The organism is Roseomonas sp. SRI_022 (assembly GCF_057586215.1).
Genome location: NZ_JBYCZL010000046.1, coordinates 1 through 21,885, shown reverse-complemented (window position 1 = coordinate 21,885; position 21,885 = coordinate 1). Strand labels below are relative to the sequence as shown.

General features: G+C 71.3%; 23 protein-coding genes. 14 read left to right on the top strand and 9 right to left on the bottom strand.

Annotated features, from left to right (window positions below; all coding sequences use genetic code 11):
* Nucleotides 1–81: 81 nt before the first annotated feature.
* Nucleotides 82–756: a substrate-binding domain-containing protein gene (locus AC2YHJ_RS26875; RefSeq protein WP_487399263.1), complete on the top strand. Its 675-nt coding sequence runs from the start codon at nucleotides 82–84 to the stop codon at nucleotides 754–756.
* Here the strand turns inward: AC2YHJ_RS26875 and AC2YHJ_RS26870 are convergent.
* Nucleotides 753–1,988, bottom strand: a complete 1,236-nt coding sequence (locus AC2YHJ_RS26870; RefSeq protein ID WP_487399262.1) for an MFS transporter — start codon at nucleotides 1,986–1,988, stop codon at nucleotides 753–755. The genes AC2YHJ_RS26875 and AC2YHJ_RS26870 overlap by 4 nt on opposite strands.
* Nucleotides 1,989–2,201: 213 nt before the next feature.
* Nucleotides 2,202–2,546, bottom strand: a complete 345-nt coding sequence (locus AC2YHJ_RS26865) for an ArsR/SmtB family transcription factor (protein WP_487399261.1) — start codon at nucleotides 2,544–2,546, stop codon at nucleotides 2,202–2,204.
* Nucleotides 2,547–2,667: 121 nt separating this feature from the next.
* Between AC2YHJ_RS26865 and AC2YHJ_RS26860 the strand changes: the two genes are divergently transcribed.
* The 7 genes from AC2YHJ_RS26860 to AC2YHJ_RS26830 all read left to right on the top strand — a co-directional run bounded on the left by AC2YHJ_RS26860 (nucleotide 2,668) and on the right by AC2YHJ_RS26830 (nucleotide 8,769).
* On the top strand, nucleotides 2,668–3,399 hold the full coding sequence (locus AC2YHJ_RS26860; protein WP_487399260.1) for a GntR family transcriptional regulator: 732 nt from the start codon (nucleotides 2,668–2,670) through the stop codon (nucleotides 3,397–3,399).
* A 170-nt stretch (nucleotides 3,400–3,569) separates the two neighbouring features.
* Nucleotides 3,570–4,892 (top strand): allophanate hydrolase, encoded by a 1,323-nt coding sequence (atzF, locus tag AC2YHJ_RS26855; RefSeq protein WP_487399259.1) that lies wholly within the window; start codon nucleotides 3,570–3,572, stop codon nucleotides 4,890–4,892.
* Nucleotides 4,889–5,293 carry an allophanate hydrolase-related protein gene (locus tag AC2YHJ_RS26850; RefSeq protein WP_487399258.1) on the top strand — a complete coding sequence of 135 codons (405 nt, stop codon included), beginning with the start codon at nucleotides 4,889–4,891 and terminating at the stop codon, nucleotides 5,291–5,293. Before atzF ends, AC2YHJ_RS26850 begins: the two co-directional genes overlap by 4 nt.
* A gap of 13 nt (nucleotides 5,294–5,306) precedes the next feature.
* Nucleotides 5,307–6,257, top strand: coding sequence for an ABC transporter substrate-binding protein (locus AC2YHJ_RS26845; RefSeq protein ID WP_487399257.1), 951 nt, complete (start codon nucleotides 5,307–5,309; stop codon nucleotides 6,255–6,257).
* Between the two features lie 12 nt (nucleotides 6,258–6,269).
* Nucleotides 6,270–7,118 (top strand): ABC transporter permease, encoded by an 849-nt coding sequence (locus AC2YHJ_RS26840; protein ID WP_487399256.1) that lies wholly within the window; start codon nucleotides 6,270–6,272, stop codon nucleotides 7,116–7,118.
* Nucleotides 7,111–7,884, top strand: a complete 774-nt coding sequence (locus AC2YHJ_RS26835; protein ID WP_487399255.1) for an ABC transporter ATP-binding protein — start codon at nucleotides 7,111–7,113, stop codon at nucleotides 7,882–7,884. Before AC2YHJ_RS26840 ends, AC2YHJ_RS26835 begins: the two co-directional genes overlap by 8 nt.
* Nucleotides 7,885–7,887: 3 nt before the next feature.
* A complete protein-coding gene (locus tag AC2YHJ_RS26830; RefSeq protein WP_487399254.1) occupies nucleotides 7,888–8,769 on the top strand; it encodes a polysaccharide deacetylase family protein in 882 nt (293 codons plus the stop codon).
* 84 nt (nucleotides 8,770–8,853) lie between these two features.
* Here AC2YHJ_RS26830 and AC2YHJ_RS26825 read toward each other — a convergent pair whose 3' ends face one another.
* The 5 genes from AC2YHJ_RS26825 to AC2YHJ_RS26805 all read right to left on the bottom strand — a co-directional run bounded on the left by AC2YHJ_RS26825 (nucleotide 8,854) and on the right by AC2YHJ_RS26805 (nucleotide 13,661).
* Nucleotides 8,854–10,134 carry a hydantoinase/carbamoylase family amidase gene (locus tag AC2YHJ_RS26825; RefSeq protein WP_487399253.1) on the bottom strand — a complete coding sequence of 427 codons (1,281 nt, stop codon included), beginning with the start codon at nucleotides 10,132–10,134 and terminating at the stop codon, nucleotides 8,854–8,856.
* Nucleotides 10,135–10,162: 28 nt separating this feature from the next.
* Complete coding sequence (locus tag AC2YHJ_RS26820) at nucleotides 10,163–11,074, bottom strand: polysaccharide deacetylase family protein (protein WP_487399252.1); 912 nt, start codon at nucleotides 11,072–11,074, stop codon at nucleotides 10,163–10,165.
* Nucleotides 11,075–11,076: 2 nt separating this feature from the next.
* Nucleotides 11,077–11,550 (bottom strand): ureidoglycolate lyase, encoded by a 474-nt coding sequence (locus tag AC2YHJ_RS26815; protein WP_487399251.1) that lies wholly within the window; start codon nucleotides 11,548–11,550, stop codon nucleotides 11,077–11,079.
* Between the two features lie 72 nt (nucleotides 11,551–11,622).
* Nucleotides 11,623–12,720: a mandelate racemase/muconate lactonizing enzyme family protein gene (locus tag AC2YHJ_RS26810; RefSeq protein WP_487399250.1), complete on the bottom strand. Its 1,098-nt coding sequence runs from the start codon at nucleotides 12,718–12,720 to the stop codon at nucleotides 11,623–11,625.
* A 56-nt stretch (nucleotides 12,721–12,776) separates the two neighbouring features.
* Complete coding sequence (locus AC2YHJ_RS26805) at nucleotides 12,777–13,661, bottom strand: substrate-binding domain-containing protein (RefSeq protein WP_487399249.1); 885 nt, start codon at nucleotides 13,659–13,661, stop codon at nucleotides 12,777–12,779.
* Between the two features lie 145 nt (nucleotides 13,662–13,806).
* On the opposite strand from AC2YHJ_RS26805, the gene AC2YHJ_RS26800 reads away from it, so the two are divergent.
* Nucleotides 13,807–14,532, top strand: coding sequence for an ATP-binding cassette domain-containing protein (locus AC2YHJ_RS26800; RefSeq protein WP_487399248.1), 726 nt, complete (start codon nucleotides 13,807–13,809; stop codon nucleotides 14,530–14,532).
* 18 nt (nucleotides 14,533–14,550) lie between these two features.
* Nucleotides 14,551–15,381 carry an ABC transporter substrate-binding protein gene (locus AC2YHJ_RS26795; protein WP_487399247.1) on the top strand — a complete coding sequence of 277 codons (831 nt, stop codon included), beginning with the start codon at nucleotides 14,551–14,553 and terminating at the stop codon, nucleotides 15,379–15,381.
* Nucleotide 15,382: 1 nt separating this feature from the next.
* Here AC2YHJ_RS26795 and AC2YHJ_RS26790 read toward each other — a convergent pair whose 3' ends face one another.
* Together AC2YHJ_RS26790 and AC2YHJ_RS26785 are read right to left on the bottom strand one after the other, a co-directional pair.
* Nucleotides 15,383–16,087, bottom strand: coding sequence for an ABC transporter permease (locus tag AC2YHJ_RS26790; protein WP_487399246.1), 705 nt, complete (start codon nucleotides 16,085–16,087; stop codon nucleotides 15,383–15,385).
* Between the two features lie 145 nt (nucleotides 16,088–16,232).
* Nucleotides 16,233–17,618, bottom strand: coding sequence for an ABC transporter substrate-binding protein (locus tag AC2YHJ_RS26785; protein ID WP_487399245.1), 1,386 nt, complete (start codon nucleotides 17,616–17,618; stop codon nucleotides 16,233–16,235).
* Between the two features lie 295 nt (nucleotides 17,619–17,913).
* Between AC2YHJ_RS26785 and AC2YHJ_RS26780 the strand changes: the two genes are divergently transcribed.
* The 4 genes from AC2YHJ_RS26780 (at nucleotide 17,914) to AC2YHJ_RS26765 (ending at nucleotide 21,717) form a co-directional block, all read left to right on the top strand.
* The gene (locus AC2YHJ_RS26780; RefSeq protein WP_487399270.1) at nucleotides 17,914–18,822 is read left to right on the top strand and encodes a polysaccharide deacetylase family protein; all 909 of its coding nucleotides are present in this window, start codon (nucleotides 17,914–17,916) and stop codon (nucleotides 18,820–18,822) included.
* A complete protein-coding gene (locus tag AC2YHJ_RS26775; RefSeq protein ID WP_487399244.1) occupies nucleotides 18,819–19,748 on the top strand; it encodes a polysaccharide deacetylase family protein in 930 nt (309 codons plus the stop codon). Before AC2YHJ_RS26780 ends, AC2YHJ_RS26775 begins: the two co-directional genes overlap by 4 nt.
* Before the next feature lie 13 nt (nucleotides 19,749–19,761).
* The gene (locus AC2YHJ_RS26770) at nucleotides 19,762–20,460 is read left to right on the top strand and encodes a uroporphyrinogen-III synthase (protein WP_487399269.1); all 699 of its coding nucleotides are present in this window, start codon (nucleotides 19,762–19,764) and stop codon (nucleotides 20,458–20,460) included.
* Nucleotides 20,461–20,541: 81 nt separating this feature from the next.
* Nucleotides 20,542–21,717, top strand: coding sequence for a hypothetical protein (locus AC2YHJ_RS26765; protein WP_487399243.1), 1,176 nt, complete (start codon nucleotides 20,542–20,544; stop codon nucleotides 21,715–21,717).
* Nucleotides 21,718–21,885: the final 168 nt, after the last annotated feature.

Below are 21,885 nucleotides of genomic sequence, written 5' to 3'. Positions count from 1 at the left end.
CGCCGTGCGGGCCGTGCGGTCAAGCGGCCCGGTGGACGCGGCGCACGGCAGCGGCCACGCTGCGGCGGCGCGGAGGAAACCATGCCCAGATTGATGTCCACACTCGCCCTCGCCGGCCTGCTGCGCGAAGCCGCACCAACGCTGGAGGCCGCCCTCGGCGCCCCGGTGACCGTGGAACTCGCGCCGACCAGGACGCTCGAGACGCGCATCCGCGCCGGGGAACGCGCCGACGCCGCGGTGCTGACGGCCGAAGCGGTGGCGGCACTCGCGGCCGAGGGCGTGCTGGATGGCATGACGGCCCGCCCCCTCGCGCATTCGCGCGTCGGGCTCGCGGTGAAGGCCGGCACGCCGCATCCGGATATCGGGTCGGTCGATGCGCTGCGGTCACTGCTGCTGGCCGTGCCGTCGCTGTGCTACTCGCGCGCCGGGGCGAGCGGCATCTTCTTCGCCGGGCTGATCGAACGGCTCGGCATCGCCGATGCGGTGAATGCCAAGGCCATCGTGATCCCGCAGGGCTTCACCGCGGAGAAGCTGCTGACCGACGAGGCCGCCATCGCCTTCCAGCAGATCAGCGAGCTGATGGAGGTGGACGGCATCGAGGTGGTCGGCCCGCTCCCGGACGGCGCGCAGACCGTCGCGGTCTTCTCCGGCGCGACCTTCGCGGGGGCGGCGGGCGGGGCGGCGCTGCTCGATGCCGTCGCGGCGTTGTGCACGCCCGCGGCGCTGCGGGCGAAGGGGCTGGAACCGCCGGCCTAAGCGATGGCCGGCGCGCGCGTCGCCATCTGCCACCGCCGCGCCCGCATCAGCAGCCAGACCGCGATCGACAGGTTCAGCAGGTTCCACGCGATCCCGTTCCACATTGCCGCCTGGTACGATCCCGTCGCGTCGAAGATGGCGCCCGCCATCCACCCACCCAGCGCCATTCCCACCAGCGTCGATGACAGCGCGATGCCGACCCGCGTGCCGGCCTGCTCGGGCGGGAAATTCTCCCGCACGATCATGGCGTAGGACGGCACGATGCCGCCCTGGAACAGGCCGAACACCGCGCTGACGGCATAGAGCGCGACCATCCCATCCGCCGGCAGGAACAGGAACAGCGCGACCCCCTGCAGGACGGAGCCCAGCACCAGCGTGCGCAGCCCCCCTATGCGGTCCATCACCGCGCCGAACACCAGGCGCGAGACGATGCCCGTCGCAAGCATCACCGACAGCATCTCCGCGCCGCGCTGCGCGCCGTAGCCGAGGTCGACGCAGTAGGCGACGATGTGGACCTGCGGCATGGCCATGGCGACGCAACACGCAACACCCGCGGTACCCAGCACCGCCTGCAGCACATTGGGCGACAAGCCGAGCGGCCGCGCCGCCGGCAAGGCCGGCGCCCCCGCGGGCCGCGGCGGCGGCAGCGGCGCGCGGCGACGCAACGCCAGGGCTGCCAGCGGCAGCATGGTCGCCACGCAAAAGGCACCCATCGCCAGATGCGTGCCGCGCCAGCCAACCGTATCCACACCCCATTGCAGCAGCGGCGGCCAGACCGTGCCGGCCAGATAGTTGCCGGACGCCGCCAGCGCCAGCGCAATGCCGCGCCGCCGCGCGAACCACAGGGAGGCATCGGCGATCAGCGGCCCGAACACCGCCGCCGCCCCAAAGCAGCCCAGCAACACGCCATAGGCGAGGCCGAAGACGAAGAGGCTCGGCGCCATCGCCGCCGCCACCCCGCCAAGGCCGAGCGACACCGCACCCAGCAGCACCGGCACCAGCACGCCGAAGCGGTCGGCCAGCCGGCCCATCAGCACGCCGCCGATCACGAAGCCGACCATGGTCATCGTGTAAGGCAGCGCGGCACCGGCGCGCGCCGTGCCGAATTCCGCCTGCACCGCGGGGACGACGACAACCACCGACCACATCGGCACGCTGCCGATGGCGCAGATCGCGATGATGGCGAGCAGCCGCAGCCAGGCGCTGCGCGAATCGAGAACGGCGTCAGCCACGGTCGCGGCCGGTGTGATGCATGGCGATCTCTCTCCCGGGCCGGCAGCATGGCAGGCGATGCGCCACCCTGCCACCGCGCGTGGCTTCTTGCCGCCATGCAAGGGCGCCGCATCACGCCGGGGCGAGCAGGCCGTCCTATCCGGCGTCCCGTGACGGTCCTTCGGGTAGTCCTTGAAGGACTACGGTTCGCCGAGCGGCGTGGCGCCGCGCGGTCAGGCCGGCTCGCCGCAGTAGATGTCGTGCAGCGTCGTCATCAGCCGTGCGACGCGCGGATCGGCGATGCGGTAGTGGATCGTGGTGCCGGCGCGGCGCGTCGCGACAAGCCCGTCCTCCCGCAGTTTCGCCAGGTGCTGCGACATGGCCGGCTGCGACAGCCCCGCGCGTTCGGCCAGGCGGCCCACCGGGGCTTCGCCTTCTGCGATCAGGGTGCACAGGACGATCAGGCGCCGCTCGCTGGCCAGGAGGCGCAGCATCGCCGCTGCGGCGGCGGCATGCTCCTCCATTGCCGCGGCAGCAGCGGTATGGTCGGCCATGACGGCCGTGGTCTGCGGTTGCATTGAACGCTCCGAAAGGCCCCACCCCCTGCAGCGCGACGGCAGAAGCGGAGCGGTTCTTGCTTTTTCATGCCCAATGTAAACGGGCCGGCGGATACGGCATAGTGCGTGCAAGGTCCAGCGCATGACAACCGTCGCCAAGCCATTCGTCACACCCCGGGTTCGCCCGGCATCGGGCGCCGCTTCGTCGCGGCGCCGACCCGGTCCGACGCGCGCCGAATCGCTTTCCGTCGAGCTCGCCGAGGCGATCACCGAAGGGCGCATGCCCCCCGGCACGGCGCTGGAGGAGGAGCGCCTCGCCGCCGCCTATGGCGTGTCGCGCACCCCGGTGCGGGAGGCACTGCGCCTGCTCGCCGCCACCGGGCTGGTCGAGCAGCGCCCTCGCCGTGGCGCCGTGGTGGCACGGCCTGAACCCGGTCGCCTGGCGGAGATGTTCCAGGCGATGGCGGAGCTGGAAGCGGTCTGCGCGTCGCTCTGCGCCGTGGCGATGAGCCGGGCCGACAAGGCGCGGCTGGCGAGCCGCCACGCCACCATGGGCCGGATGGTCGCCGATGGCTGGCTCGACGCCTATCGCGACGCGAACGTCACCTTCCATGAGGCGCTCTACGCCGGGTCCGGCAATGGCTATCTGGCCGAGCTGGCGGATGCGACGCGGCGGCGGCTTGCTCCGTTCCGAGCGGCGCAACTCGGTGGACGCGACCGGCTGGCGGCGTCGCATGAGGAACACGGCGCGATCGTCGCCGCGATCCTGGCCAGCGATGCGGCCGCTGCCGCGGCGGCGGTGCGCGCGCATCTGGCGGCGACCGAAGGGAGCTGGGGCGTGCTGGCCGGCCCGCCGCCGGCACATCTGGGCTGATCGCCCGGCAGCTCAGGCGCCCCGTGCTGCGATGAGGCACGGGGGCGCATGGCCGCCCACGAAAGCGGCAGCCCCAGGCGATGCCCGCCCATCCTGCATGCAGTGTTGTATACAAATGCCGTGCGGCGGCTGCGCCGCGATCCGGCATGGGTCTTGCTGACCCTCGGGTCATGGATCTGCCCTTCGGGATCGACGCCCTGCACACGGCCTATGCCGGCGGCCTGACTCCTGCCGCCGTGGTGGCCGAGGCGCATCGCCGGCTCGCTGCCGTCGCGGATCCCGGCATCTTCCTCGACCTCACGCCCGGAGCGGCACTGATCGCCGAGGCCGCGGCCCTGCCGCCCTTCGATGTGCAACGCTTCCCGCTCTGGGGCATTCCCGTCGCGGTGAAGGACAACATCGCGGTCGCGGGCCGGCCAATGACCGCCGCCTGCCCCGCCTTCACCCATGTCCCGGCGGAGGACGCGGTCGCCGTAGCGCGGCTGCGCGCGGCCGGCGCGCTGATCCTCGGCAAGACCAATCTCGACCAGTTCGCCACGGGGCTGGTGGGGGTGCGCACGCCCTATCCGGTGCCGCGCAACAGCGCCGATGCGACGCGGGTGCCGGGCGGGTCCTCCTCCGGCTCAGCGGTCGCGGTGGCGCATGGGATCGTCGCGGCGGCACTCGGCACCGACACGGCAGGGTCGGGGCGCGTGCCGGCGGCGCTGAACGGCATCGTCGGGCTGAAGCCCTCGGTCGGCGCGGTGTCCTCACGCGGCATGCTGCCGGCCTGCCGCAGCCTTGATTGCATCTCGGTCTTCGCGACCGGCGTGGCGGATGCCTGGGCGGTGTTCCGCGTCATCGCCGGGGAGGATCGCGCGGATCCCTACAGCCGGCCGATCGCCTGGGCCGAATGCGGCACGGCGCCGACGCGCATCGCGGTTCCGGCGCCGGGCGACCTGCATCTGGACGACGCCGCCGGTCGCGCCGCCTGGACAGCGGCCCGCGCCCTGCTGCCCGGCGCGCAGGAGGCGGTGATCACGCCGCTGCTCGACACCGCGAAGCTTCTCTATGACGGCCCCTGGATCGCCGAACGCGCCGCCGCCTTCGGCGACTTCGCCGCCGCTCATCCCGGCACGCTGCATCCGGTGACCGAAGCGATCCTGGGCGGCGCGGCGCGCTTCACCGCGGTCGATGCGTTTCGTGGGCTGTATCGGCTCGCCGAGCATCGTCGCGCGGCAGAGGATTTCTTCGGGCGCTTCGACGTGCTCGCCGTGCCCTCGGTGCCGAACTTCCCGACGCTGGCGGAACTCGCGGCAGATCCGATCGGACCCAATGCGCGGCTCGGCACCTACACCAATTTCGTCAACCTGCTCGACCTCGCAGCACTCGCCGTGCCGGGGCCGCGGCGGCCGGACGGGCTGCCCGCCGGCATCACGCTGATCGGCCAGCGCGGGTCGGATGCCGCACTCGCCGCGCTGGGCATGGCATTCACGGAGGCGCAGTCCGCATGATCGAGATCGCCGTCGTCGGCGCCCACCTGACCGGCCTGCCGCTGAACCACGAGCTGGTCGCGCAGGGCGGCGAGTTCCGCCGCGCCGCGGGCACAAAGCCCTGCTACCGGCTCTACGCGCTGGCCGGCGGGCCGCCGCGCCGGCCCGGTCTGCTGCGCGTCGCCCCGCGCGATGGCGCGTCCATCGCCGCCGAGGTCTGGGCGCTGCCCGAGGACGGCTTCGGCCGCTTCGTCGCCGCGATCCCCGCGCCGCTGTGCATCGGCACGCTGCTGCTGGCGGACGGCACCACGCCCAAGGGCTTCCTCGTCGAACCGGAAGGCATCGCCGGCGCCGAGAACGTCACCCGCTATGGCGGATGGCGCTGCTTTCTCGCCTCCGTTGCCTCCCCAACCCCCGCCTGATGGAGACCGTACCATGATCCGTCGCCGCCATCTGCTCGCCGCCGCCGCGATCCCGCTGGCCGCACCGCATCTCGCCCATGCGCAGGCCGCGCGCACGGTGAAGGTCGGCTCGCTGCGCCTGATCCATTCGATGACGCCGCATTTCTACCAGCGCTTCGCGCCGGCGGGCCTGACCATCGAGATCATCACCTTCGACAGCCCGACCGACGGCAAGAACGCCGTGGTGACGCGCAGCGTCGAGGTCGGCGGCTTCGGCATCGCCGCCGCCACGCTGGGCGCGGCCGCAGGCGAACCCATCGTCGTGGTCGGGGCCTTCTGCAACCGGGGCATGGGCGTCATCGCGAAGAAGGGGTCGGGCATCGCCGACATCGCCGGGTTGCGCGGCAAGCGCGTGGGCATCTGGCCGGGCTCGACGCAGGAGGTCTTCATCCTCGAACGCCTGCGCATGTCGGGGATGAACGTGCGCGACATCACCGCGGTCCGCGTGCCCTTCGGGGAGATGCACGCGATGCTCTCGCGCGGCGACATCGACGCCTATGTCGGCGCGGAACCCGGGCCGGGGCTGTCGATCTCCTCCGGCGTGGGGGAGTTGGTGGAATACCCCTACGGCACCGCGATGGGCGGGTTGAACATGATCCTCGGCACGTCCGAGGCGCTGATCGCGCAGGACCCCGCGCTGGTGCGCACCATGCTGACCATCCATCGCCGCGCGACCGAGTACATGATGGCGAACAAGGCGGAGGTCGCCGAAGCCACCGTGCGGATCCTGGGTGCGCCGCGCGCGGCCGTGGACCAGGCGCTCGGCGCGGACAACGTCGAATACACCTGGAAGCTGGACGACACGGTGCTGGGCCAGTCGCGCACCTATGCCGAGCAGATGCTGAGCCTGCGCCAGATCCGCGCCCTGCCGAATTTCGACAAGTTTCTCAATCCGCGCTTCTCCAACGAAGTCGCGACGTCCTGAGGCGCCATGGCGATGAGTGTCAGCGCATCCACTGCGGCACCGGGCAGCGAGGTGCCGGCACGCGCGTCGGTCGGCTTGTGGCCGCGGGTTCGCGGCACGGTGCTGGCGCTCATCGTGCCGCTGATCCTGCTCGCGGCGTGGCATTTCGGGGTGAAGGCCTCCGCTTCGCGGCTGATCCCGTCACCCTATGACGTCGCCGAGTACATGGTGGATTTCGTCTGGGGTGGCATCTGGGACGATGCCTTCTCGGCGACCATGCACATCCACCTGCTGGCGTCGATGTCGCGTGTCTATGGCGGCTTCGCGCTGGCGGCGATCGTCGCCGTGCCGCTTGGCCTACTGATCGGACGCAACGAGACTGTCAACGCTCTGCTGGACCCCTTCCTGCAATTGATGCGCCCGATCCCCGTCACCGCCTGGTTGCCGCTGTCGATGATCCTGTTCGGGCTCGGCGCGCGCTCGGCCTTCTTCCTTGTGTTCCTCGGCGCCTTCTACCCGATCCTGCTCAACACTGTCTTCGGCGTGCGTGGCGTGGAGAAGCGGCTGTTCGAGGCGGCGTCGATGCTCGGCTGCTCGCCATCGGCACAATTCTTCAAGGTGGTGCTGCCGGCAGCCCTGCCGTCGATCTTCACAGGGCTGCGGCTCGGCCTCGGCCTCGCCTGGTTCGTCATCGTGGTCGGGGAGATGACGGGCGTGCCGCAAGGCCTCGGCGCCGTCATCATGGATGGCCGCACGCTGAGCCGAACGGAGCTCGTCATCTGCGGCATGATCGTGATCGGCATCGCCGGCTTCATCTCCGACCGCATCGTCGTCGCAGTCATGAACCGCCTGCTGCGCTGGAGCCCGTCCCACCATGGCTGAGCTGCCGATCCTCGACGTTCGCGGCGTGGGCAAGACATACGAACTGAACGGCCAGAAGATCGAGGCGCTGCGCGACGCCAACCTGGTCGTGAAGAAGGGTGAGTTCGTCTGCCTGATCGGCGCGTCCGGCTGCGGCAAATCCACCCTGCTGCGCATCGTCGCGGGCTTCGAGGCGCCGAGCGCCGGCGAGGCGTTGATGTGGGACAAGCCGGTCGCCGGCCCCGCGCCGGATCGCGGCATGGTGTTCCAGGACTACGGTCTGTTCCCCTGGCTGACCGTGCGTCAGAACATCGGCTTCGGCCCGGCATCGCGTGGGCTGCCGAAGGCGGAGGTGAAGGCGACCGTCGAACGCTTCGTCACGATGGTCGGCTTGACGCGTTTCGCCGATGCCTTCCCGCACCAATTGTCAGGTGGGATGAAGCAGCGTGTGGCCATCGCCCGCGTGCTGGCGAACGACGCCGAGATGGTGCTGATGGACGAGCCCTTCGGCGCGCTGGACGCCATGACGCGGGAACGGTTGCAGGATGAATTGCTCGATATCTGGCAGCGCACGAAGCTGACCGTGCTGTTCGTGACCCATTCGATCGAGGAGGCGATCTTCCTCGCCGACCGCGTCGTGGTGATGGAACCGGGGCCGGGGCGCATCGCCAGCGAGCACCGCATCGACCTGCCGCGGCCGCGCGACGTTGCCTCCCCGGAGTTCAACGAGGTGCGGCGCGACCTGTCCAACCGCCTGCACAGCCACCACGCGCGCAAGGCGGCCTGACCCTTGCGACCCGTCGAGCGCGTCCGCTACGCCGCCCCATCCGATCGCCCGCGCCATGAAGGGCCGGGCGGCGCAAAGCTGATCGTCTGGCCGGTGGTCAATGTCGAGAACTGGCTGATCGACAACCCGATGCCGCGCCAGGTGCTGGTCGCGCCGACCGGCGCTGCTTTGCAGCCGGACGTACCGAACTGGACCTGGCACGAGTACGGGATGCGCGTCGGCTTCTGGCGCTTCCACGCGCTGTTCGAGCGCCTCCGCATCCGGCCCACCCTGTCGGTCAACGGTTCGGCGATCGAGGCCTATCCCCGCGTCGCCGCAGCCGCGCGCGATGCGGGCTGGGAATTCATGGGCCATGGCTGGTTCCAGGTGCCGACGCATCGCGTCGAGGACCAGCGCGCCATGATCGCGCAGACCACGCGCGCGATACTGGATTTCACGGGACGACCCTGCACCGGATGGCTCGGGCCGGGGCTGACGGAAACGCTGGAGACACCGGATCTGCTGGCCGAAGCCGGGATACGGTGGACCGGCGACTTCCTGCTGGACGACCTGCCTGCGCGCATCGCCACCGCGCATGGCCCGATCCTCGCCATGCCGTACTCCGTCGAACTGAACGACATCCCCGTGGTGATGATCCAGCACCATCGCGAGGATGAGTTGCCCCGCCGCGCCCGCCTGACCGCCGCCCGCCTGCTGCAGGAAGCCGAGGCGGGCAGCGGGGTGAAGGTGATGTGCATCGCCATCCACCCCTACATCACCGGCGTGGCGCATCGCATCGCGGCGCTGGAGTCGCTCTATGCCGACCTGGCCGCCGATCCGCGCATCGCCTTCCTGCAGGGCGACGACATCGCCGCCTGGTACCTGGCCAGCAGCGACCCCGCCTGACGGATCCGCGCCAGGAACCCGCATTCCAAAGGCCCGCCGGCCTTTGGCGGATAGGGTCCGGGGAGGGCGGCGCCCTCCCCGCCTTCACCCCAGCAGCTCCGCCACCGCCGGGACCAGCACCGCCAGCCCCGCGCCGACATCGGCCATGTCGAGCGCCTCGTCCGGATTGTGGCTGCCGTGTTCATTGCGCAAGAACAGCATGACCGAGGGGATGCCGAGCCCCGCGAAGGTCGCGCAATCATGCCCAGCGCCGGAGGCCATCTCCCGCGCCTTCACCCCGGCATCCTTCGCGTGGCGCATCAGCAGCGCGCGCAGTCCCGGATCCATCAGCGCCGGCGCTGCATGGGTCGGCGGGCCGAAGTCGAAGACGACGCCACGTGCCGCGCCGATACGTGCGGCTTCGGCGGCGAGCCAGGCGTCGAGCTCGGCCAGCAGCGCCGCATCCAGGCTACGGATATCAAGGCTGAAGCGCAGCACGCCGGGGATCTTGGTCGAGGTGTGATGCGCCGGGTCGGTAGCGAGGACGCCGGTGGTGCAGACGAGATCGGCGCCGGAGGATTCCAGCCGCGACCACCGCGCATCGAGCGCCGCGATCAGCGACACCGCGGCCATGGCGGCATCCCGGCGATGCCGGCGCGGCACGGCGCCGGCATGGGCATGCGCGCCATGGGCACTCGCCTGCGGATAGCGCAGGCTGCCGCGGATGCCGGAGACGATTGCAACCGGCAGGCCTTCCTCGACCAGCACCGGGCCCTGTTCGATATGCGGTTCGATGAAGCAGGCGATCCGCGCGGGATCGAGCAGCGCGCGCCCCTCGCGGATGGGCGTGGGGTCGAGACCCTGCTCGGCCATATGCTCCGCCAGCGTGCGGCCGGTATCGACGCGGCGGAGCGTGTCTGGCGCGTGCCGCGGCAGCAGGCCGAACAGGGCGCGGCTGCCAAGGTAGTGGGCGGGGAACCAGCACATTTCCTCGGCCCGGATGCCGAGCACCAGCAGGTCCCGCTGTGGCGCGCGGCCCGCCGCGCGCAGGGCGGCGGCGATGGCGAGGCCCATGACGACACCCGCCGCGCCGTCGAAATTCCCGCCATGTGGCACGCTGTCGAGATGCGAGCCCATGGTCACCGCGGGCAGCGACCGGTCGCGCCCGGGCAGCACCATGCGTAGCGTGCCGACCGCGTCCGTCGCCACCTCCATGCCGAGGCCCCGCGCCGCTTCCGACAGGATGCGCTGCGCCAATACCTCGCCCTCGCCATAGGAAGCACGGGTGATGCCCGGCGGGTCCGACGTGGCATCGGCAAGGCGTGCGAAGAGATCGGTCGCCAGGGCGAGCGCCTCGGCCAGGGCGCGGTCGGGAATGGTCGTCATGCCCGCATCCTAGCACCCACCATACCGGTCACGCCCGATGCGGATGCATCGCCATCCAATGCCGCGCGATATCGACGCGCCGCGTCACCCAGACATCGCGCCGCCGCCCGATATGGTCGAGCAGCCGCTGCAGCCCCATCGCGCGTGCCGGATGGCCAATCAGCCTCATATGCAGCCCGATCGACATCATCTTCGGCCGGCCCTTGCTGCCTTCGTCATAGAGCATGTCGAAGGCGTCCCGGATGAAGGCGAACCATTCGTCGGAGGTGCCCACCCAGCCGGCGTATTTCCCGTCATTGTTCACGAGCGAATAGGGCACGACGAGGTGCGGCCTGCCTTCGACCTGCACCCAGAGCGGCAGCTCCTCCCCGTAATAGTCGCTGTCGTAGAGAAAACCGCCATGCTCGACGACCAGCCGGCGGGTGTTCTCGGACGGGCCATAGCGGCAGTACCAGCCGGCGGGCGGCTCGCCGAAGGTCTTCTGCAGGCTCGTGAAAGCCTTGGCGATGTGCTCGCGCTCCTCGGCCTCGGTCAGCTCGAAATGCTTCACCCAGCGCCAACCATGGGAACACACATCGTAGCCCGCCGCGCGGATCGCGGCGGCGGCTTCCGGGTTGCGTTCCAGCGCCAGCGCGCAGCCGAACACCGTCATCGGCAGGCCGCGTTCCTGGAACAGGCGCATCAGCCGCCAGACACCGACGCGCGATCCGTATTCGAACATGCCTTCGGCGGCGAGGTCGCGGCCGGACTTCACCTGGCTGCCACCCAGTGCTTCGGTCAGCCCGGCCTCGGTCCGGCCGTCGCCGAGTTCGAAGGAGGGTTCCGATCCTTCCTCGTAGTTCATCACGAAATTCACGGCGAGTTTCGCACCGCCAGGCCACTGCGGATCGGGCGGATTGGCGCCGTAGCCGATGAAATCGCGCTTCACCTCATAGGGCACGGTCAGGCTCCCTCGGCGACGGTGAAGGGGGCGACCTGGACGAACTCGTCATCCTCGCTGCCTCCATCCTTCCACATGAAGATCGCGAAGCGCGCCGTGCGATCAAAGACGGTGGACGGGTGGTGCCAGACATCGGCGCCATAGGTCACGCCCTGGTCGGGCCGCGCCGCGAAGGCCCGCGCCCGCGCCATGTCCGGCCCGCCATCCGCGCCATGGGGCGCGACCAGCACGAGCCAGCGCCCGGCCTCCATCGGCACGAAGGATTGGGATGAATGCAGGTGCCGCTCCATCGTCGTGGAGGCGAGCGGCAGCGCCGCCGGTTCCTTCATGCTGAAGGATAGGCTGGGCTTTGCATGGGCACGGCGGTTGTCCAGCGTCGCCTCGATATAGACGCGCCCCGGTTCGGCCGGCGCGGCGAGAACCTCGCCGAAGGGTGCGAAGGCCTGGGCGGTCAGGGGTTCGAGGATGAGGCGCATCGCGTGGCTCCGGCTGGGTCGCGGCGATGATCGGGCCGGGCCTCGTGCCGCGTCCAGTGGGCCGCCATAGGGTCAGCGCAGTACGAAGTCGCGCAGCACCTCCGGCTTGAAGGCCAGGCCATGGCCCGGCGCCTCCGGCGCGGTGATCATGCCGTTGGTGATCTTCGGCAGGGACACGAAGACATCGTCCAGCAGGCCCATCTGCTCGGCCCAGATCCCGTTCGGGATGGACGCGAGCAGATGCACGTTCAACTCGGGGAACAGATGCGGGGCGATGGTCATGCCCCAGGTGTCGGCGACGGTCGCGATCTTACGCAACTCGGTCAGTCCGCCACGCATCGGGTCGGGCTGCAGGATGGGGATGCGCGGATTCTCCAGCAGGGGCTTGAGGTCGGCGCGGCCAAAATGTGTCTCCCCGCCCACCACGCGCATGTCGAGCGCCTCGGCACAGCGCAGGTACCCGGCGTAGTCGTCGGCCGTCACCGGCTCCTCCAGCCAGTAGATGTCGAATTCCTCGAACTTGCGGCCCATGGTGATCGCGACATCGGCGGACCAGCCCATGTTCACGTCGATCATGATGTCGATGTCCGGGCCGACCGCCTCGCGCATCCGCCGGACGTTGTCGGCATCCGTGCGCCGGTCGCCGACGATGGCCACCTGCATCTTGATCGCCTTGTAGCCCTGCGCGACGTAGTGCTTCGCCTTGGCGATCATGCCGTCGCCGAAGGACCCGCGGAAGCAGCCGCTGCCATAGATCGGGATCTCGGAGCGGAAGTGCCCCCACAGCCGGTGCAGCGGCAGCCCCGCCGCCTTGCCCATCACGTCCCACAACGCGATGTCGATCGCCGATTGCGCCATCATCGCGACGCCGCCGCGCCCGCCGGTCAGCGTCGCGCGCCACAGGTCGCGCCAGATCGCCTCGATCGCGCTCGCATCGCGGCCGATGATGCGCGGCGCCATGGCCTCGGCGATGCAGGCGCCGATCGTCCGCTGCAAGGGCAGGTTCAGCAGATGCAGATAGCCCATGCCGGTGATGCCGGACTGCGTGACGACCTCGACCACCACCAGGTCGCGCATCGGCCCCAGCGCATGGCCCGCGAGCCAGGGGTCATCCGCCCAAGGCAAGCGCAGCAGCGTGGTGCGGACCTCGCGGATCGTCAGGTCGGTCATGGGCGCGTTCCTCCGTTGCGCAAAGCCTGCGCGCGGCGGCATGGGTCGGCAATCCCTCAGCCGTTGAAGGCGACGCGACCCGTCTCCCCCACGTCGTAGCCGCCCATCTGCATCGCCCGCGCCGCGAACGCCGCGCCGCGCGCGAAGGCCAGCAGCGTCTGCAGGGGCGGATCGAAGAAGTCGCGCCGCGCCATCACCAGGTCGAAGCGTTCCCGCACCAGCGGCACGAAATCGAGGCCACGGGCGATCGCCTCGGCGCGGATGCCGAAGCCAGCCTCGGCACGCCCATCGGCGACGGCGGCCGCCACCTCGTCCTCGGCCATGGCCGGCTCCGGCAGGAAGGCGATGGCGTCGAGCCGCAACCCCGCCTCGTTCAGCAGATGCACCAGCAGCACATGGCTGCCGGCACGGTTCTGCCGCCCGACCACGCGCAGCCCCGGCCGCGCCAGATCCGCCACGGCGGCGAGCCCCAGCGGATTGCCCGGCGCCACCAGCAGCCCCTGTTCCCGCCACGCCCAGGTGATGCCGACATGCCCGCCGCGCCCGAGCACCTGCCGCACCGCCGGCGCATTCCATTCCCCGCTGTCGGGGTCGCGCAGATGGGTCGCCGCCGCCACCGCCTGCCCAGCCGCCAGCACATCGAGACCTTCCAGGCTGCCGCCAGATCGCAGCGCCAGCCCGCAACCCGATTGCCGCACCGCCCAGTCGAGCAACGGGTCATGGCTGCCGGCCAGCACCGGGGGAGGCACGGCGCGATGCGGCGCCTGGTCACCATCGGCCCGCGCCGCCAGCCAGCGTTCCAGCAGGGCGCGCGGAAACACCCACTTCCCGCCGAGCAGCGCCGCGGGCACCTGCCGCGCCCGCGCGAGGTCGTAGAGGGCGCGTTCGGACAGCCGCAGCCAGGCCGCGGCTTCCTTCAGGGTCAGGACATCCGGCAACATGCGGCAATGGACGGCAAATGCTGCGCACAGGTCAAGCAACTGCCGCGTTGACGGCATGGATTGCCATGCGCATCTGGTTAAGACGGGGTGGGAGCGGCATGGACGTTTCAAGCGACGGACACCAGCAAGGCGGGCGGCCACGCTGATGCGCGCGCCCGCAACCATTCTCCCGCTTGCCGCCCAGGGCCTCGGCTTCGCCGCCGGGGCGACGCGGATCCTCGCCGATGTCGACCTGACCATCGCGGCCGGGGCGCCCACCCTCATCATCGGACCGAACGGCGCGGGCAAATCCGTGCTGCTGCGGCTGCTGCACGGGCTGCTGGACCCGACCGAAGGCCGCATCCGCTGGGGGGCGGCGGGCCGCGCCGGGGAACAGAACCAGGCGATGGTGTTCCAGCGGCCGGTGCTGCTGCGCCGCTCGGCCATCGCCAACATCCTCTATCCGCTGCGCCTCGCCGGCGTGCCGGCGAAGCAGCGTGAGATCCGGGCGGAACAGGCGCTGGCGCTGGTCGGGCTGTCGGCGCTGGCGGACCGCCCTGCGCGGCGGCTGTCGGGCGGGGAACAGCAGCGCCTCGCCTTGGCGCGCGCCGCCGCCACGGGGGCGGAGGTGCTGTTCCTTGACGAGCCCTGCGCCAGCCTCGACCCCGGCGCGACGCGCGCGGTGGAGGAAATCGTCGCCCGTCTCGCCGATCGCGGCACCAAGATCGTGATGACGACGCACGACCTTGGCCAGGCGCGGCGGCTCGCCGGCGACATCGTCTTCCTGCATGCCGGCCGGGTGCTGGAACAGGCCCCGGCCGAGGCTTTCTTCGCCGGCCCCGCCTCGCCCGAGGCGGCGGCGTTCCTGCGCGGCGACCTGCTGCCGCGCTGATCGATCGGAGTATCCGGGATGCCGCTGCTGCGCCGAACAATCCTCGCCCTCGGCCTGATCATCGCGCTGCCGGCCGCCGCGCAGGACAGGTCGATCACCGTCGCCTCCACCACCAGCACGGAACAGTCGGGGCTGTTCGGCCACATCCTGCCGATCTTCACGCGGGAGACCGGGATCGCCGTGCGCGTCGTGGCCCTCGGCACCGGCCAGGCGCTGGATGTCGGGCGGCGCGGCGATGCCGATGTGGTCTTCGTGCATGATCGCGCGGCGGAGGAACGCTTCGTACAGGAGGGCTCCGGCGGACCGCGCCACCATGTGATGTACAATGACTTCGTGCTGGTCGGCCCCGCCGCCGATCCCGCGCAGATCGCCGGGACGACCGATACTGCCGCCGCGCTGCGCCGCATCGCCGAATCCGGTGCGCCCTTCGTCAGCCGCGGCGACCGCAGCGGCACCCATGCGGCGGAACTGCGTCTGTGGCAGCAGGCGGGCATCGACCCCACGGCAGGGCGCGGCCAGTGGTATCGCGAGGTCGGCCAGGGCATGGGCCCCGCGCTCAACACCGCCGCGGCACAGAACGCCTATCTCCTTGCCGATCGCGGCACCTGGCTGTCCTTCCGCAATCGGCAGGAGTTGAAGATCCTGGTCGAGGGCGATGCGCGGCTGTTCAACCAGTACGGCGTGATGCTGGTGAACCCGCAGCGCCATCCGCATGTGAAGACGGCGGATGGCCAGCGCTTCATCGACTGGATCGTCTCGCCGGCCGGGCAGGCGGCCATCGCGTCCTACAAGATCAACGGGGAGCAACTGTTCTTCCCGAACGCGGCGCAGCCCGAACCGACGTCGTAGATCAGCCCGCCCAGCGCGCGGCAACGCCGCGCAGCCCCTGCGCCAGGGCGTTGACCCCCACCACGATGACCATCAGCACCATGCCGAGCGCCAGAGCCAGCGGCAGGTCGCCCTTGGAGGTCTCGAGCGCGATGGCGGTCGTCATCACGCGGGTGTAGCCCTCGATGTTGCCGCCCACGATCATCACAGCGCCGACTTCCGCCGCCGCCCGGCCGAAGCCCGCCAGCAGCACGGTCAGCAGCGCGAAGCGCCCGTCCCACAGCAGCGTCGGCACCGCGCGCAGGGTGGACACGCGGAAGGAGCGGAACTGCTCCGCATATTCCTCCCACATGCCTTCCAGCACCTGGCGCGCCAGCGCCGCGACGATGGGCATGATCAGCACCGCCTGGGCGATCACCATCGCGCTCGGCGAAAACAGCAGCCCGAGCGACCCGAGCGGACCCGAACGCGACAGCAACAGATAGATCAGCAACCCGCACAGCACCGGCGGCAGCCCCATCAGCGCATTCAACGCGACGATCACTGCCCCGCGCCCGGGGAACCGCGCCACCGCCAGCAGCGCGCCGAGCGGCAGGCCGATCACCGCGGCGATCAGCAGCGCGGCGAGGCTGACCTCCAGCGACAGCAGCACGATGCGCAGCAGCGACGGGTCGGCCCCCGACAGCAGCCCGATGGCCGCCGAGAACGCGTTGCCGAGGTCACCCATCGCGCCGTCAGCCCGCCCGGGCGCCGCCGGCGCCGAATCGCTTCAGCGTCACAGCCTGGGCCTTTCGTTCACCTGCCGCGTCATCGCATGTCGCCGGGTGCTACGGAAGGACAAGGCGCGCATGGCGTCCGCCCCGCCGCCGCGGTCAGGTCCCGAAGGACAGTATGCCCCGGTGGTCGAGCGCGACCGGCACCGTGCCCGGCCGCGAGGCCACGGCCTCGACCGGATGGAACAGGTACAGCCAGGGCGGGTTGTCGTGCAGCCGGCGCAGGCAGCGGCCATAGGCGTCGGCGCGCGCCGCGTCGTCCATGGTGCGGCCCGCCGCCGTGATCAACGGTTCCAGCACGGGATCGTCGTGGCCCTGCCACCACTGGCCGCGGATGGTGGAGGAGATCTTGTCGTTCAGCACGCGGAAGGTCGAATGCGGCGAACTGTCGAAGATCGCCATGTCGCCGATCTGCCCGCGCGCGACCTGGTGCGCGTATTCGGGGCGGTCCGCTTCAGCGTCGATACGCGTCGTGATGCCGAGCCGGCCGAGGTGATAGGCCACCATCGCGGTGATGGCCGGAGCGCGTTCGGGCATGTGCAGCGGCGTGCGCAGCACGACCTCGCCATCCACCCGCGCCTGGTCGAACAGCCGTCGCGCGGTGTCGGGCTCGTGGGGGATCGGGGCGATGCGCGCTTCCCGGTGCCCCAGATGGAATGGGCTCACGATGGTCGAGGCGAGCACGCCCATGCCGTGGAACACCTCCTCCACGATGGCGCCGGCATCCACCGCGAAGTTCACCGCCCGCCGGGCGGAAGGATGCGCGAAGGGGCCGCGGCGGGCATCGAGATAGTACATCACCGACAGCGTGTTGGCCGCCGTGGTCCAGACCAGATCCCCGGCGCGCCGCCGCGGGTCGGCCATGCGCTCGAGATTCGCGGCCGCCTCGATCTCTCCCGTCGCGACCAGCCGGTGGCGCTCCTCCGCATTGGGAACGGCGATCAGGCCGATGCGTTGGGGCACGCGCCCGGGGTCCATTGCCTCCAGCACCGCGAAGGATTGGTCCGCGTGGTCGAGCACCCGATAGGGGCCCGTGCCGATGGTGACGCTGCCGTCCAGGGCCGCGCGCATGACGAAGAACTCGGCGAGGATCTCCGGCAGGTCGGCGACCGGGCGCGGCGTCGAGATCGACAGCAGGCCGGGACCCTCCGGCGTGATGCGCGCCCCGGTGAGATACCGAGCATAGGGCCAGGCCATCCCGAACATGTCGGTGCCGCCCAGATGCGCGGCGATCGCCGCGGCGACATCCTCGGCGGTGCAGGGCTTGCCGTCGTGGAAGGCAGCGCCGGGACGCACCGCGAAGGTCCAGCAACGGCCGTCATCCTCGTGCTGCCAGGCGGCGAGCAGCCCGGGGCCGACGCGCCCGTCCCGCCACCGGCACAGCGGCTCGAAGACAAGCGAGCGCAGCGTCAGGATGGAGGTGTCGTCCGTGACGCGGCCGAGCGGCAGGAACTCCACCCGTTCCAGCGCAACCGTCAGCGACATGCCCCGAATCTCCGCGCCTCAGCCTGCGATCGGCGGGACACTCCCACGCCGGATCACCCCTGGCGAGCGGCATGCGGGTCACGGGATTGAGAGTGCGGAGGAGGTCATTCCGCTGCTGATTTTCCGATCGGTTTGTCGGCTCTCCTGCTCATCCGCGCGGCACTTCATGCGGCGCCGCCGAGCGGCGGGAAGGCCCGCATTTCGCCAATTCCCGCGACATGGCGGTAGGATGCACCGAGGTGCTGCCGGTGGCCGGGGTGTTGGACGCCGTGCAGCGGATGCAGGGGTGACCGCGATGCTCAAGACGCCCGGCCATTACGACTTCATGCCGTATCGGCGGCGGCCACGGATCACCTGGCCGAACGGCGCGCGTATCGCGGTGTGGCTGGCGCCGAACATCGAGCATTACGAGATCGACCCGCCGCCCAATCCGCGCCGCAACCCCTGGCCTCGGCCGATCCCCGATGTCGCCGGATATTCCTGGCGCGACTACGGCAACCGCGTGGGCTTCTGGCGCATGGCCGATGTCATGGCGAAGCACGGCGTGCGCGGTTCCGTCTCGCTCAACGTCGCGGTCTGCGACCACTACCCCGAAGTGATCGAACGCTGCTGCGAACTGGGCTGGGAGCTGTTCAGCCACGGCACCTACAATACGCGCTACTTCTACGACATGCCCGAGGACATGCAGCGCGAGGTGATCCGCGACAGCCGCGAGACGATCCTGCGTGCCTCCGGCCAGACGCTGGACGGCTGGCTGACGCCGGCGATTTCCAACGACGAAACGACGCAGCACATCCTCGCCGAGGAAGGCGTCCTCTACACGCTGGACCTGCTGCATGACGATCAGCCGACGCCGATCCGCACGCGCGCCGGCAGCCTGGTCTCCATTCCCTATTCGCTCGAGATCAACGACGTGCCGCTGCTCGCGATGCGCAACACGCCGCCGGAACGCTACGCCGCGATCTGCAAGGCGCAGTTCGACCAGCTGTATGAGGAAGGTGCCGAATCCGGCACGGTGATGTGCATGCCGCTGCACCCCTTCCTGATCGGCCAGCCGCACCGCATCGCAGCGCTGGACGAGGTGCTGCGCCACGTCACCGCCCACGACAAGGTCTGGCTGGCGACGGGCCGCGAGATCGCCCGGCACTACATCGACCATCACCTCGCCGCGCACGAATCCTGGATCGCGGAGGGCACGCCATGACCCTGCCCCCCGACTACGTCCAGTACCCGATCCGCAAGCGGGCGATGGACCATGACCGCTATCCGTATCGCATCCTGCCGCGGGCGAAGGCAGTCACCTGGCCGGGCGGCGCGCGCATCGCCCTGTGGGTCGCGGTCCATGCCGGGCATTTCCCGATGGACATGCCGCTCAAGCCCTTCATCGCGCCGGGCGGGATGGAACGGCCCTATCCCTCCTTCTGGGACTTCACGCAGCGCGACTACGGCAACCGCATCGGCATCTACCGCATGATGAAGGCGATGGCGGCGCGCGGGGTGAAGGGCACCGCGCTGATCAGCGCCGCGCTGGCGCGCGAGTATCCCGTACTGATGGACGACATCGCCGTCGCCGGATGGGAACCGGCCTGCGCGGGTCTCGACATGGGCCACCTCCACCATGGCGGTGTCGCGGAAGCCGAGGAACGCGCCTGGATCACCGAGGCCACTGCGCTGCTGCGCAACCGTTTCGGCGATGCGGTGACCGGCTGGCATTCCCCCGCCCATTCGGAATCGGCGCGGACGCCGGACCTCGTCGCCGGTGCCGGCTTCACCTGGACCAGTGGCTGGGCGAATGACGACATGCCCTATGCCTTCGCCACCGCCGCCGGCACGCTGACCGCCATGCCGTTGCCGCAGGACCTGTCGGACCAGCGCATGCTGTTCCAGCAGACCATGGCGACCGAGGACTTCACCGACGCCATCCTCGCCGCCCATGCCACGCTGGATGCCGAGGCGCAGGCGACCGGCAACGGCCGCATCCTGACGCTCGCCGTGACGCCGTGGCTGATGGGCCAGCCGCACCGCATCCGCGCCTTCGCGGCCATGCTCGACGCCATCCTCGCCCGCGGCGGGGTCTGGAGCGCGACCGGGGCGGAGATCGCCGCCGCCTGGCGGGCGCAGCAAGCATGATGCAGGCCGCGCCCTGACCGCCGTTCTCGTCACCCGCCCTGAGCCGGGTGCGGCCGAAACCGCCGCTGCCTGCGCCGCGTTGGGCTGGGATCCGATCCTCGCCCCGGCCCTGGTGCTGCGCGCGACCCCGCCGGCCCGGCTGCCGGTGGCGCAGGCCCTGCTGCTGCCCTCCCGCGCCGCGGCCCGCGCCCTGTCGCCGATGCCGTTGGCGGTGCTCGCGGTCGGGGAAGGCACCGCCGCCGAGGCCCGCGCGCGCGGCTTCACCGATGTCCGCGCGGCGGAAGGCGACGCCGCCGCCCTGGCGGATTGCGCCGCAAGCACCCTCGACCCCGCCGCCGGCCCGCTGCTGCTCGCGGTCGGGCGCGGCTACAGCGTCGCGCTCGCAACGACGTTGCGCGGGCGCGGCTTCCGCGTCATCCGCCGCATCGCCTATGCCGCCGCCCCGGCCATCGACCTGCCGCCGCCGGCCGCGGCGGCATTGCGGCGCGGCGAGGTCACCGCCGCGCTGTTCACCTCCCCCCGCGGGGCGCGCATCACGATCGCGCTGCTGCGCCGCGCCGGCCTGGCGGAGGCTGCGCGGGGCATCCGTGCCCTCACCATCAGCCCCCGGATCGCCGAGGCCCTGGCCCCGCTGCCCTGGGCGGCGATCGGGATCACGGCCCGGCCGGACCCGGCGCTTCTGCCCGCCCTTCTCGGTCCACCCACCGCTTGATCTGGCGCAGGGGCGCCATCGGGCGCGGCGGTGCTATACACCCCGTCCCCGTCGCCATTGCGCCGCAGCATGAGGACCGGCATGACCGATACGCCCACTCCCCCGATCCGCCGCTTCCTCGACCCCGCCGCCCTGCCCTTGCTGGTGGGCGGGCTGGTCCTGGTGCTGGCGGCGGCCTGGCTGTGGGTCACGCCCCGCCCCGCACCGCCGCCGAACCCGGCCCTGGCGACCATCGCCGCATTGGAGGCCCGGATCGCCGCGCTCGAGGCCCGGCGCGGCCCCGAGATCGCGCCGCTCGACCGCCGCCTCGCTGCGCTGGAAGCCCGCCCGGCCGCGGATCTCTCAGGCATCGAACGGCGCCTCGCCGCCATCCCCGCGCCCGCCGACCTGCGCCCGCTGGAAGGCCGCATCGAGGGCATGAGCGCCCGCATCGCCGCCGCCGAGGCCCGCGCCGGGGAGGCGCTCGCCCGTCCGCTGGCCGACCCGGCGGCCTTCGCCACGCGCGCCACCGCGGAGGGGCTGACCAACCGCGCCGACCGGCAATCCGAACGCCTCGACGCCGTCGCCGCGCGCCAGCAGGCTGCCGATGCCGAGGCGATCCGCCGTACGGAGGACCTCGCCCGCGGCGTGGGTGAACGCCTCGCCGCCGCCGAACGCGCCGAGGCCGAGCGCATCGCCGCGGCCACCACCGCCCTCGAATCCCGCCTGCGCGGTGCCGAATCGCAGCTCGCCACCCGCCTTGCGGCGCTGGAAGCGGCGCAGGCGCGCGTTGCCGCCGTCGAAACGCGCGCCACACGCCTTGCCGCCTTCGACGCGCTGCGCCTGCGCCTTGATGCCGGCCAGCCGCTCGGGCCGGCGCTCGCCGCCCTGCCGGGCGCGCCCGAGGCACTGACCCGCTACGCCACCGCCGCCCCGCCGACCGAGGCCAGCCTGCGCCTGTCCTTCGAAGCCGCCGCGCGCGCCGCCCGGGCGGCCAGCGAGCCCAGCCGCGAAGGCCAGGGCATGCTCGATTCCGCCGTTTCCCGCCTGTCCGGGCTCGTCACCGTGCGGCGCGGCGAACAGGTGGTCTGGGGCGATGCCGCCGCCGGGGAGATCGAGGCCGCGCGTCGCGCCCTGGAAGCCGGGGACATCGCCGGGGCGCTGGCGCGGATCGACCGGCTGCCACCCGCTGCCAAGGCGGCGATGGCGGATTGGTCGGCGCAGGCCCGGGCGCTGGCGGCCGCGCGCGCCGCCCTCGCCACCCTGGCCGCCGGCTGAGGAGGGCAGGATGCGTCGTGCCCTGATGGTGCTGGCCGCCCTTGCGGCCATCACCGCCCTCGCCTGGTGGTTCGCCGAGACCGGCGGCACCCTTGAAGTGCAGGTCGGCGAACTGTGGATCGGCGTCGGCCTGCCGGTCGCCGTGCTGCTGCTGGCCGGCGGCTTCGT

Bases quoted from the DNA above. Each gene is read 5' to 3' on its own strand.
- AC2YHJ_RS26860 (WP_487399260.1), top strand. From the start codon at position 2,668: ATGACAACCGTCGCCAAGCCATTCGTCACACCCCGGGTTCGCCCGGCA.
- AC2YHJ_RS26785 (WP_487399245.1), bottom strand. From the start codon at position 17,618: ATGTCGCTGACGGTTGCGCTGGAACGGGTGGAGTTCCTGCCGCTCGGC.
- AC2YHJ_RS26790 (WP_487399246.1), bottom strand. From the start codon at position 16,087: ATGGGTGACCTCGGCAACGCGTTCTCGGCGGCCATCGGGCTGCTGTCG.
- AC2YHJ_RS26775 (WP_487399244.1), top strand. From the start codon at position 18,819: ATGACCCTGCCCCCCGACTACGTCCAGTACCCGATCCGCAAGCGGGCG.
- AC2YHJ_RS26850 (WP_487399258.1), top strand. From the start codon at position 4,889: ATGATCGAGATCGCCGTCGTCGGCGCCCACCTGACCGGCCTGCCGCTG.
- AC2YHJ_RS26795 (WP_487399247.1), top strand. From the start codon at position 14,551: ATGCCGCTGCTGCGCCGAACAATCCTCGCCCTCGGCCTGATCATCGCG.
- AC2YHJ_RS26810 (WP_487399250.1), bottom strand. From the start codon at position 12,720: ATGACCGACCTGACGATCCGCGAGGTCCGCACCACGCTGCTGCGCTTG.
- AC2YHJ_RS26865 (WP_487399261.1), bottom strand. From the start codon at position 2,546: ATGCAACCGCAGACCACGGCCGTCATGGCCGACCATACCGCTGCTGCC.
- AC2YHJ_RS26825 (WP_487399253.1), bottom strand. From the start codon at position 10,134: ATGACGACCATTCCCGACCGCGCCCTGGCCGAGGCGCTCGCCCTGGCG.
- AC2YHJ_RS26845 (WP_487399257.1), top strand. From the start codon at position 5,307: ATGATCCGTCGCCGCCATCTGCTCGCCGCCGCCGCGATCCCGCTGGCC.
- AC2YHJ_RS26875 (WP_487399263.1), top strand. From the start codon at position 82: ATGCCCAGATTGATGTCCACACTCGCCCTCGCCGGCCTGCTGCGCGAA.
- AC2YHJ_RS26780 (WP_487399270.1), top strand. From the start codon at position 17,914: ATGCTCAAGACGCCCGGCCATTACGACTTCATGCCGTATCGGCGGCGG.
- AC2YHJ_RS26840 (WP_487399256.1), top strand. From the start codon at position 6,270: ATGAGTGTCAGCGCATCCACTGCGGCACCGGGCAGCGAGGTGCCGGCA.
- AC2YHJ_RS26815 (WP_487399251.1), bottom strand. From the start codon at position 11,550: ATGCGCCTCATCCTCGAACCCCTGACCGCCCAGGCCTTCGCACCCTTC.
- AC2YHJ_RS26765 (WP_487399243.1), top strand. From the start codon at position 20,542: ATGACCGATACGCCCACTCCCCCGATCCGCCGCTTCCTCGACCCCGCC.
- AC2YHJ_RS26805 (WP_487399249.1), bottom strand. From the start codon at position 13,661: ATGTTGCCGGATGTCCTGACCCTGAAGGAAGCCGCGGCCTGGCTGCGG.
- AC2YHJ_RS26835 (WP_487399255.1), top strand. From the start codon at position 7,111: ATGGCTGAGCTGCCGATCCTCGACGTTCGCGGCGTGGGCAAGACATAC.
- AC2YHJ_RS26800 (WP_487399248.1), top strand. From the start codon at position 13,807: ATGCGCGCGCCCGCAACCATTCTCCCGCTTGCCGCCCAGGGCCTCGGC.
- atzF (WP_487399259.1), top strand. From the start codon at position 3,570: ATGGATCTGCCCTTCGGGATCGACGCCCTGCACACGGCCTATGCCGGC.